Source organism: Salinimicrobium oceani (assembly GCF_012037645.1).
Genome location: NZ_JAAVJR010000171.1, coordinates 1 through 661, shown reverse-complemented (window position 1 = coordinate 661; position 661 = coordinate 1). Strand labels below are relative to the sequence as shown.

Sequence of the window (661 nt, the reverse complement as noted above, 5' to 3'; positions counted from 1 at the left end):
AAACCATGCTTAAAATTGCCTTTTTTGAATTCTGAAGCAATAGCGTCTTTTGTGGTCTCCCAAAAATCTTTGGGTACCACGGCATTGATCCCTTTGTCACCGTAGATGATGAATTTGCGGTCGTCGATTGCTACGTAGATAAGAACGCCGTTATCTTCTTTGGTGTTATCCATTTTAAGGAGGTGGAAGACTTCCATCGCCCTGTCCCAGATCTCACCTTTACTGGTCTTTTCAATATGTACACGAATCTCTCCCGAAGTTTTTCTCTCGGCCCGCCTAATGGCATCAACGACTTCTGCTTCCTCCTCTTCGGAAAGAAATTCTTCTATTTTTGACATTTCTGAAGTATTTTAAAAATCAAAGTCTACTTCGGGCGCATCTTCTGCACCGGGATCGGCTGCGTAACGTGGCATTTCATCAAAGCCGTACATGCCCACAATAATATTGTTTGGGAACTGCTTTATGTAAACATTATATTCGTTTACGGTTTCATTATACCTGTTCCTTTCCACATTGATCCTGTTCTCTGTGCCTTCCAGCTGAGACTGTAGCTGCTGAAAGTTCTGTGTAGCTTTTAATTCCGGATATCTTTCTACAGTCACCAGTAGCCTTGACAAAGCCGAACTTACTTCGCCCTGAGCCTGCTGATACTGCTGCATTT

Annotated in this window: 2 protein-coding genes; both read right to left on the bottom strand. The window is 43.0% G+C overall.

Features of this window, described 5'->3' with window-relative positions:
• The coding region (locus HC175_RS16080; protein ID WP_168139417.1) for a TPM domain-containing protein at positions 1–338 on the bottom strand (338 nt) is incomplete at its 3' end.
• 12 nt (positions 339–350) lie between these two features.
• Positions 351–661 (bottom strand): LemA family protein (locus HC175_RS16075; protein ID WP_168139416.1); only part of this gene is annotated, 311 nt, incomplete at its 5' end.